Source organism: Nitrincola sp. A-D6, from assembly GCF_000764495.1.
Lineage (GTDB): Bacteria > Pseudomonadota > Gammaproteobacteria > Pseudomonadales > Balneatricaceae > Nitrincola.
This window is the reverse complement of the sequence record NZ_JRLB01000003.1, coordinates 24,878-33,236: the sequence shown is the minus strand read 5'-3', so window position 1 is coordinate 33,236 and position 8,359 is coordinate 24,878. Positions and strand designations below refer to the sequence as shown.

Annotated in this window: 8 protein-coding genes; all 8 read right to left on the bottom strand. The window is 48.0% G+C overall.

Annotation, left to right across the window (positions count from 1 at the left end; translation table 11 throughout):
• Window positions 1-478: 478 nt before the first annotated feature.
• The 8 genes from sthA to LH51_RS00415 all read right to left on the bottom strand — a co-directional run bounded on the left by sthA (window position 479) and on the right by LH51_RS00415 (window position 8,300).
• Window positions 479-1,879 carry a Si-specific NAD(P)(+) transhydrogenase gene (gene sthA / locus LH51_RS00450; RefSeq protein ID WP_036518699.1) on the bottom strand — a complete coding sequence of 467 codons (1,401 nt, stop codon included), beginning with the start codon at window positions 1,877-1,879 and terminating at the stop codon, window positions 479-481.
• A gap of 113 nt (window positions 1,880-1,992) precedes the next feature.
• The gene (nqrM, locus tag LH51_RS00445) at window positions 1,993-2,244 is read right to left on the bottom strand and encodes a (Na+)-NQR maturation NqrM (RefSeq protein ID WP_036518696.1); all 252 of its coding nucleotides are present in this window, start codon (window positions 2,242-2,244) and stop codon (window positions 1,993-1,995) included.
• A gap of 122 nt (window positions 2,245-2,366) precedes the next feature.
• Window positions 2,367-3,593: an NADH:ubiquinone reductase (Na(+)-transporting) subunit F gene (gene nqrF / locus LH51_RS00440; protein ID WP_036518694.1), complete on the bottom strand. Its 1,227-nt coding sequence runs from the start codon at window positions 3,591-3,593 to the stop codon at window positions 2,367-2,369.
• Between the two features lie 36 nt (window positions 3,594-3,629).
• Window positions 3,630-4,238 (bottom strand): NADH:ubiquinone reductase (Na(+)-transporting) subunit E, encoded by a 609-nt coding sequence (nqrE, locus tag LH51_RS00435; protein ID WP_036518690.1) that lies wholly within the window; start codon window positions 4,236-4,238, stop codon window positions 3,630-3,632.
• 3 nt (window positions 4,239-4,241) lie between these two features.
• Entirely contained in the window at window positions 4,242-4,901 is a 660-nt protein-coding gene (locus tag LH51_RS00430; protein WP_036518687.1) for an NADH:ubiquinone reductase (Na(+)-transporting) subunit D, read from the bottom strand.
• Window positions 4,902-4,903: 2 nt separating this feature from the next.
• The gene (locus tag LH51_RS00425; protein WP_081960588.1) at window positions 4,904-5,752 is read right to left on the bottom strand and encodes a Na(+)-translocating NADH-quinone reductase subunit C; all 849 of its coding nucleotides are present in this window, start codon (window positions 5,750-5,752) and stop codon (window positions 4,904-4,906) included.
• Window positions 5,742-6,950 carry an NADH:ubiquinone reductase (Na(+)-transporting) subunit B gene (locus LH51_RS00420; RefSeq protein WP_036518684.1) on the bottom strand — a complete coding sequence of 403 codons (1,209 nt, stop codon included), beginning with the start codon at window positions 6,948-6,950 and terminating at the stop codon, window positions 5,742-5,744. The genes LH51_RS00425 and LH51_RS00420 overlap by 11 nt, the downstream gene beginning before the upstream one ends.
• 9 nt (window positions 6,951-6,959) lie before the next feature.
• The gene (locus LH51_RS00415) at window positions 6,960-8,300 is read right to left on the bottom strand and encodes a Na(+)-translocating NADH-quinone reductase subunit A (protein WP_036518682.1); all 1,341 of its coding nucleotides are present in this window, start codon (window positions 8,298-8,300) and stop codon (window positions 6,960-6,962) included.
• Window positions 8,301-8,359: the final 59 nt, after the last annotated feature.

The following is an 8,359-nucleotide window of genomic DNA, read 5'->3' as shown; positions in this document are numbered from 1 at the left end:
CGGCATCATTAATGAGACCGGATACACGTAGGCAGTCGTACCTTGGCTTCGATCAAACAAAGTGCTTGCAAAAGAGGAGGAGTCCATACACGCTTTTCGTCATCCTGACCGCTCCACTGCCGCCGTCCTGGCGGCAGACGGTCCCACCAAAACGATACCACTACCCTGCCCAAAGCCCTGTGCCAAATCCAAATGCACGACGGCATGGAATAAGACTGCATGCTTATCGTATATACCAAACTTTAAAAGAGGATGTTTACGGCGTTAATGTTGGCACCCAAGCTTGAGAGGGCTGATGGGATCGGATATGGCTGACCATCTGCCGCCAGGACGGCGGCAGCTGAGCCCCCAGGGATGGGTTAACGGCGTGTCAGACAGATCCGATCCCATTAGCCCTAGGTCACCAATTGTTATGAGTAAAGACAAGTCCCACCAACAAGTCTTTCAAGCTGACCTGGCAGGACTACTCATCAAGCTATCAAAGATTGTCGACGCGATTAATACCTGCAATCGCGGCCACACGGTAGGCTTCAGCCATGGTCGGATAGTTAAAGGTGGTATTGACGAAATACTTCAGCGTATTCGCTTCACCTTCCTGACTCATAATGGCCTGGCCGATATGGATAATCTCTGAGGCCTGATCGCCGAAGCAGTGAATACCCAAAATCTGAAAGGTTTCCCGGTGGAACAGAATTTTCAGCATGCCCACAGGCTCACCGGAAATCTGCGCACGCGCCGTATCCTTGAAGAAGGCCTGACCGACCTCATAAGGCACACAATCCTGAGTCAACTCTTCTTCTGTTTTACCTACTGAGCTGATTTCAGGAATGGTATAAATGCCTGTTGGTACATCATTAATGTAACGGAAGTCATCCGCTTGCAACAAATCAGATGAAGCCGCACGCCCCTGATCCAGTGCAGCCGATGCCAGACTTGGCCAGCCGATTACATCACCAACGGCATATACACCTTCACAAGCCGTTTTATAATGTTGATCAACTTCAATCTGCCCCCGGCTATTTGCCTTCAGGCCAATAGCCTCCAGGCCGAGACCTTTGGTATTTCCTGAACGACCCGCACACCAAAGAAACGCATCCGCACGTAAACGCTTGCCTGATTTGAAATCTACAGTCACGCCGCGTTCATCACCGACAATGCTTTGATAATCTTCGTTGTGACGAATTTTGACAGCATTGTTACGCAGGTGATAGCTAAGCGAGTCGGATATCTCAGCATCCAGGAATGACAGCAAGCGATCACGGTTATCAATCAGATCTACCTTGACACCCAGACCACTGAAAATCGACGCATACTCACAACCAATAACCCCCGCACCATAAATCACCATCGTACGCGGCGTATGGTTCAGTTTCAAAATAGAGTCAGAGTTGTAAATGCGTGGGTGTGTGAAATCGACATCAGCCGGACACCAGGGGCTTGAACCTGTGGCAATAATGAAGTTTTTTGCCCGCAGTATCTCTTCATCCTGTCCGGTGCTTTTAACCTTTAACTGGCCTTTATCAACAAAAGTGGCGAAACCAAAAAAAACATCGATACGGTTACGGGCATAGAAGTTTGTACGCAACATCACCTGATTAGAGATTACTTTTTCAGCACGTCGCAACACTTTGGGAAAGGAGAACCAACGCGGCTCACCTATATCACGAAACATCGGGTTGGTATTGAACTCAATAATCTGCTTAACCGAGTGGCGCAACGCTTTGGATGGGATAGTGCCTTTGTGAGTACAGTTACCACCGACGGTATCCTGCTCCTCAATGACAGCCACACGCAGCCCTTTTTTAGCCGCGTTCATGGCAGCGCCTTCACCTGCCGGGCCCGAACCTATGACTACGACATCGTAGTTATACTCAGCCATTCACTATCCCCTTGTATGATTGTTGAATACGTTACAGAATTGATAGTATTCAGATATAACAGTAGCCATCAAGCCTAGCCTGCATGGCCCTTAATGCCAATTCACCTTTAGAATTAGCCTTTAGAATTAACCTCATAGGCAAGATCAGCATTGCCCTGCTTTTTGGCATTGATAATGCGTTGCTTTTCATCTTCATCATCACATATTTCTTTATCGCCGCCGCAAATATCGCAAGCTGTTTCCATGCCCAGCGAGCTCATACCACCGCAAGAACCGGCGATCGGTTTACGCCCCATAATCACGCCTACTGACATACCCAGGGTAAGTAATAACAAAATCACCAATGTAATAAAAAATACTTCCATAACAGTCTCCAAAGACTAAACAGGCCATTAGCAAACTGAATAGAGTCAGGTTAGCTAAAAAAAAATGGCCGGAACTTGCGTTTCCAGCCATTTTAACGAACTTAGGGGGGCATTGGCTAGGATCAGCCGCCGAAATCATCCAGAAGGATATTTTCTGGCTCCACACCCAGATCTTCAAGCAACTTAATAACAGCCGAGTTCATCATTGGTGGTCCACACATGTAGTACTCACAGTCTTCCGGAGCTTCATGCTCTTTCAGATAGTTTTCATAGAGTACATTGTGAATAAAGCCAGTCGGGCCTTCCCAGTTATCTTCCGGCAATGGATCAGATAACGCTAAGTGCCAGGTGAAATTGGGATTTTCTGCTGCCAGCTTATCAAACTCTTCGACATAAAAAGCTTCACGTAATGAACGCGCACCATACCAGAAGGTTATCTTGCGTTTGGACTGCAAGCGCAACAACTGATCGAAGATATGTGAACGCATCGGTGCCATACCGGCACCACCACCTACAAACACCATTTCATTCTCGGTGTCCTTGGCAAAAAACTCACCAAAGGGACCGTAAACATCAATAGTATCGCCAGGCTTCAACGCAAACACGTAGGACGACATAATCCCTGGTGGCAAATCAGTTCCCGGTGGTGGAGACGCAATACGAATATTGAATTTCACCACACCACGCTCTTCCGGGTAGTTCGCCATAGAATAAGCACGTATTGTCGGTTCAGTCACTTTAGAGACATACCGCCACATATCGAACTTATCCCAATCACCCCGATATTCTTCTTCAATATCAAAGTCCTTGTAGTTCACTACGTGTGGTGGACATTCCAACTGCACATAACCACCAGCCCGGAAATCAACGTTTTCACCTTCGGGTAAGCGCAGCGTCAACTCTTTAATAAAAGTTGCCAGGTTGGGGTTAGAGTCAACGGTACAAGTCCATTTTTTGACACCGAAGACATCGTCCTCGACCTCTATTTTCATGTTTTGCTTAACCGGCACCTGACAAGAAAGCCTCCAGCCTTCTTTGGCTTCGCGCAGAGTAAAGTGCGACTCCTCGGTTGGCAGCATAGCGCCACCACCTTCATGGACTTCACATTTACACTGTGCGCAGGTACCACCGCCACCACAGGCCGATGCCAGGAACACGCCTTGATCAGACAAGGCATTCAACAGCTTTCCACCGGCTGGCACGGTAATTGTTTTGTCCGGATCGCCATTGATTTCTATAGTGACGTTACCGGTACTCACCAGTTTTGAGCGTGCGGCCAGAATGATGGCAACCATTGCCAACACCAACGCCGTAAACATAACCACACCCAGAATAATTTCTGCATTCATCAGCTTATTCCACCCTTCTATTGTTGTCCCAGTGGATTAAAGCGATACGCCGGAGAACGACATAAAGCCAAGAGACATCAACCCCACAATAATGAAAGTGATACCCAGACCACGCAGACCGGCTGGTACATCACTATACTTAAGCTTTTCACGAATACCGGCAAGCGCTGTAATCGCCAGAGCCCAACCAATACCTGCGCCTGCACCATAAACAATGCTTTCGCCAAAAGTATAGTCACGTTCAACCATAAACAGCGCAGCACCCAAAATGGCACAGTTCACTGTAATCAGCGGCAGGAAAACACCCAGTGCGTTGTATAGAACCGGCACATATTTATCCAGGAACATCTCCAGTATCTGCACCACCGCCGCGATGATACCGATATAAGAGATAAAACCCAGAAAACTCAGGTCGACATCGGGATAACCTGCCCAGCTCAAGGCGCCTTCACGCAGGAGATAATTGTAGATCAGGTTGTTGATGGGTGTAGTGATAACCAATACCACTACCACCGCGATACCTAAGCCCAGAGCCGTCTGTACCTTTTTGGAAATAGCCAGAAAAGTACACATACCCAGAAAGAAAGCCAATGCCATGTTTTCAACAAATATGGCCCGAATAGCAAGACTGATATATTGTTCCATGACTTACACAGCCTCCTTACTGGTGTTAGGTGCAATAACGAAATCAGGATGCTCAACCTGCTCAGGTTTCCAGGTGCGTATCACCCAGATCAGAATACCAATCAGGAAGAATGCACTTGGAGGTAACAGGAACAAGCCGTTGCTGTTATACCAGCCACCATTGGTAACTAACGGCAGAATCTCGTAGCCAAACAAGCTACCAGCACCGAGTAATTCACGGAAGAATGCTACAAACAGCAAGACAAAGCCATAGCCTAAACCATTGCCCAGGCCATCAATGAAGCTTGGCAAAGGTGGATTTTTCATGGCAAAGGCTTCTGCACGACCCAGCACGATGCAGTTAGTGATGATCAGACCAACAAACACCGACAGCTGCTTTGACACATCATAAGCGACGGCTTTCAGTACCTGGTCAACCACAATTACCAGAGAAGCGATTATCGTCATCTGTACGATGATACGGATGTTGCTGGGTATTTGTGATCTGATCAGCGAAATGAACAAGTTAGAAAAGGCTGTTACTGACATAACAGCCAGTGTCATAACCACTGCATTGTTCATATTGGTTGTCACCGCCAATGCAGAACAAACTCCCAACACCTGAAGTGCAATAGGGTTATTCTTGAAGATTGGCGTTAAAATAATCTCTTTAGTATTCGACATGATTACACCTCATCCACTTCAAGCGCATCAGCATCGGCATCAGGTTCAACCAATTCGGCCGTACCTGTTGCACTCGCTTCACGCAGATTGGCAATAAGCGGACCAAAACCCGACTCACCCATCCAGAAACGGATCATATTAGTGACCCCGTTGGATGTCAGGGTTGCCCCTGCCAGACCATCTATACGATGTTCAGACCCGGATTGTGAAGGATCCACAGCACCCTTGATCACACGCAGTGCTGGCTCGCTTGTAGATTCACCTGCATAAATCTCTTTGCCAACCCAGGAGGCTTTCCAGTCCGGATTATCGATTTCGCCACCCAGACCTGGGGTCTCTGCATGCTCATAGAATCCCAGCCCGGCAACCGTATTCAGGTCACCTTCCAATGCCAGAAAGCCATACAGAGTAGACCACAAACCATAACCATAAACCGGCAATATCAATGTATCGATAGAACCATCATCGGCTTCTACTATATACACTGGCATGATATTGGGCTGGCGCTTGATAGAAGCAATATCTTCACGACGATCAAGCGACTCCGATAAAGCAGGATCACCTGCCGCACGACGGAAGTCTTCTGCCGCAGGAACAAATTCATCCGTAAACTCTCCGGTTTCGAGATCGACCGTGCGAGTTGTAATCTGTGCAAACAGCTCATCAACCGATTTACTCGGATCAGTAATGCCCGCAGCACGAAGAATATTGGATTTACGATCCTGATCCATATTGTACTGCTGCATAGGCTTCAACATGACAGCCGCTGCCGATACAACAACAGAACAGACTACACACAGCACCAAGGCTACAGTAACTGTTTTTCCGATAGAATCTTTATTAGACGACATTACGTAACATCCTCCGTTTGATATTCGCCTGCACAACAAAGTTGTCAATTAGCGGCGCAAACAGGTTGGCGAACAGGATCGCCAGCATGATGCCTTCCGGGAAGGCCGGGTTCACAACACGGATCAGAATGGTCATCACACCGATCAACGCACCGAATACCCACTTACCCGTATTGGTCATCGAAGCCGATACCGGATCCGTTGCCATAAAGAACATACCAAATGCCAAACCACCAATGACGAAATGCCACCAGAAAGGCACAGCAAACATCGGATTGGTTTCCGAACCGATAATATTGAATAGCAGTGTTGTACCAATAACACCGACCGTCACACCCGCGACAATCCGCCAGGCAGCAATCTTGGCATACATAATAATGGCACCACCTATGATGATTGCCAGTGTTGACACCTCACCAACTGAGCCTTGTATTGTGCCAACAAATGCACTGGTCCAGGTAACACCTGCGCCAATGATTTCCTGTACACCACCCATGGCGGCTAAACCCAGAGGGGTCGCACCGGAAAAGCCATCTACTGCCGTCCAGATCGCATCCCCGGATATCTGTGCCGGATAAGCAAAATACAGGAAGGCACGACCAGTCAAGGCGGGATTCAGGAAGTTCTTACCCGTACCACCAAACACCTCTTTACCTATGACCACACCAAAGGTAATACCCAGTGCAACCTGCCACAACGGAATAGTAGCCGGTAAAATCAGTGAAAAGAGGATCGACGTCACAAAGAAGCCTTCGTTGACTTCATGGCCACGCTTCATGGCAAACAGGACTTCCCAGAAGCCACCCACGATAAAGGTCACAGCATAGATGGGTAACCAGTAAACCGCGCCGTGGATAATGTTATCCCACAGGCTGTTGGCGTTATAACTGGTCAAAGCACTCAGGATAGAACCTCTCCAACCTTCAGCTTCGGTGATACCCAACTGTGCCATAGCCGTATTGGCATGCAGGCCTACACTGTACAAACCAAAGAAAACAGCAGGAAAAGTACACATCCATACCAGGATCATCATACGCTTCAGGTCAACACCATCACGCACATGTGCACCGGCACGGGTTACCTTGCCAGGGGTATAGAAAATGGTATCCACTGCTTCAAACAGAGCATACCAGTTTTCATATTTGCCGCCTTTGTGGAAATGCGGCTCCATTTTATCTAAAACAGCTCTAATACTCATGCCTGTCTCCTACGCCTCTTTTTCAATGCGCGTCAGATTGTCACGGAGAATTGGGCCGTACTCATATTTGCCTACACAGGCAAAAGAACAGAGTGCAACATCCTCTTCATCCAACTCAAGACAACCCAGCTGCATAGCCAGCACAATATCGCCTGTAACAAGTGCTCGCATCAGCTGTGTCGGCAGAATATCCAGAGGCATCAGTTCTTCGAATTGCCCTACTGGCACCATAGCTCGCTCAGAACCATTCGTGGTGGTAGTAAAGTCAAAACGTTTTCCTGGTGCAAACTTGGAAATAAACATATTCAGTACTGAGAATTTCTCCTTACCCGGAGCAATCCAGCCCATGAATTCACGCTCATTACCTTCCAGCAGCACAGAGACCTGATTAGTATAACGCGTCAAATAACCCAGTGGGCCAGAGGCTGTCATACCATTCCAAATGGAACCACTGATAATTCTGTTCTTACCACTACGCAGTTTACCGGCGGTCAGCTCAGTCAGACAGGCACCTACACGAGTACGAACCAACACAGGTTTTTCAACCTGGGGGCCGGCCAGAGCAACAACTCTATCCAGGTGCAAACGTCCTGTAGTAAAGAGTTTGGCAAAAGCTATAACATCCTGATAACCAATCTGCCAGACAGTTTTTTTCTGGGAAACAGGATCCAGGAAGTGAATATGGGTACTGGGATTCCCTGCGGGGTGTGGACCTTCAAACTCTTCAGTCGTTACGCCATCAACCGTTGGAATAGAAGCGCCGGGTGCTTTACATAAAAACACCTTGCCATCAGTCAGTTTGGTCAGTAACGACAGGCCCTGTTTAAAGGCATCCGCTTGATCGGCAATGATTACCTGCGGGTCAGCTGCAAGTGGATTGGTATCCATGGCAGTGACGAAGATGGAGTGAGGTACGCTTCCTGCAGCAGGTACTTTGCTGAAAGGCCTGGTGCGCAGAGCTGTCCAGAGACCGGACTGAACCAAATTTTCCTGTACCTGTTCACGTGTCAAGGTAGCCAACTGATCGGCGGCGTATTGGCTGAATTCTACAGCCTCTTCTTCCGCATCCAGTTCAATGACTACAGACTGTAATACACGACGCTCACCCCGGTTGATCGCTTTGACCACACCTGCACCAGGAGCTGTATACTGAACGCCTTCGGTTTTTTTATCGGTAAAGATCACTTGCCCGAGCTTAACACGGTCACCTTCTTTAACGGCCATAGTTGGTTTCATACCAACATAATCATAACCAATCAAAGCGACCGAACTCACTTTTGCAGCATCTTCAATAGTCTGCGCCGGTTCGCCCGTTATCGGTAGATCCAGACCCTTCTTGATCCTGATCATTCGCCTCACCCAATCTAACTAAAAAATCCGAAACCTTGTTTACTGCCCCATTAAGTCAA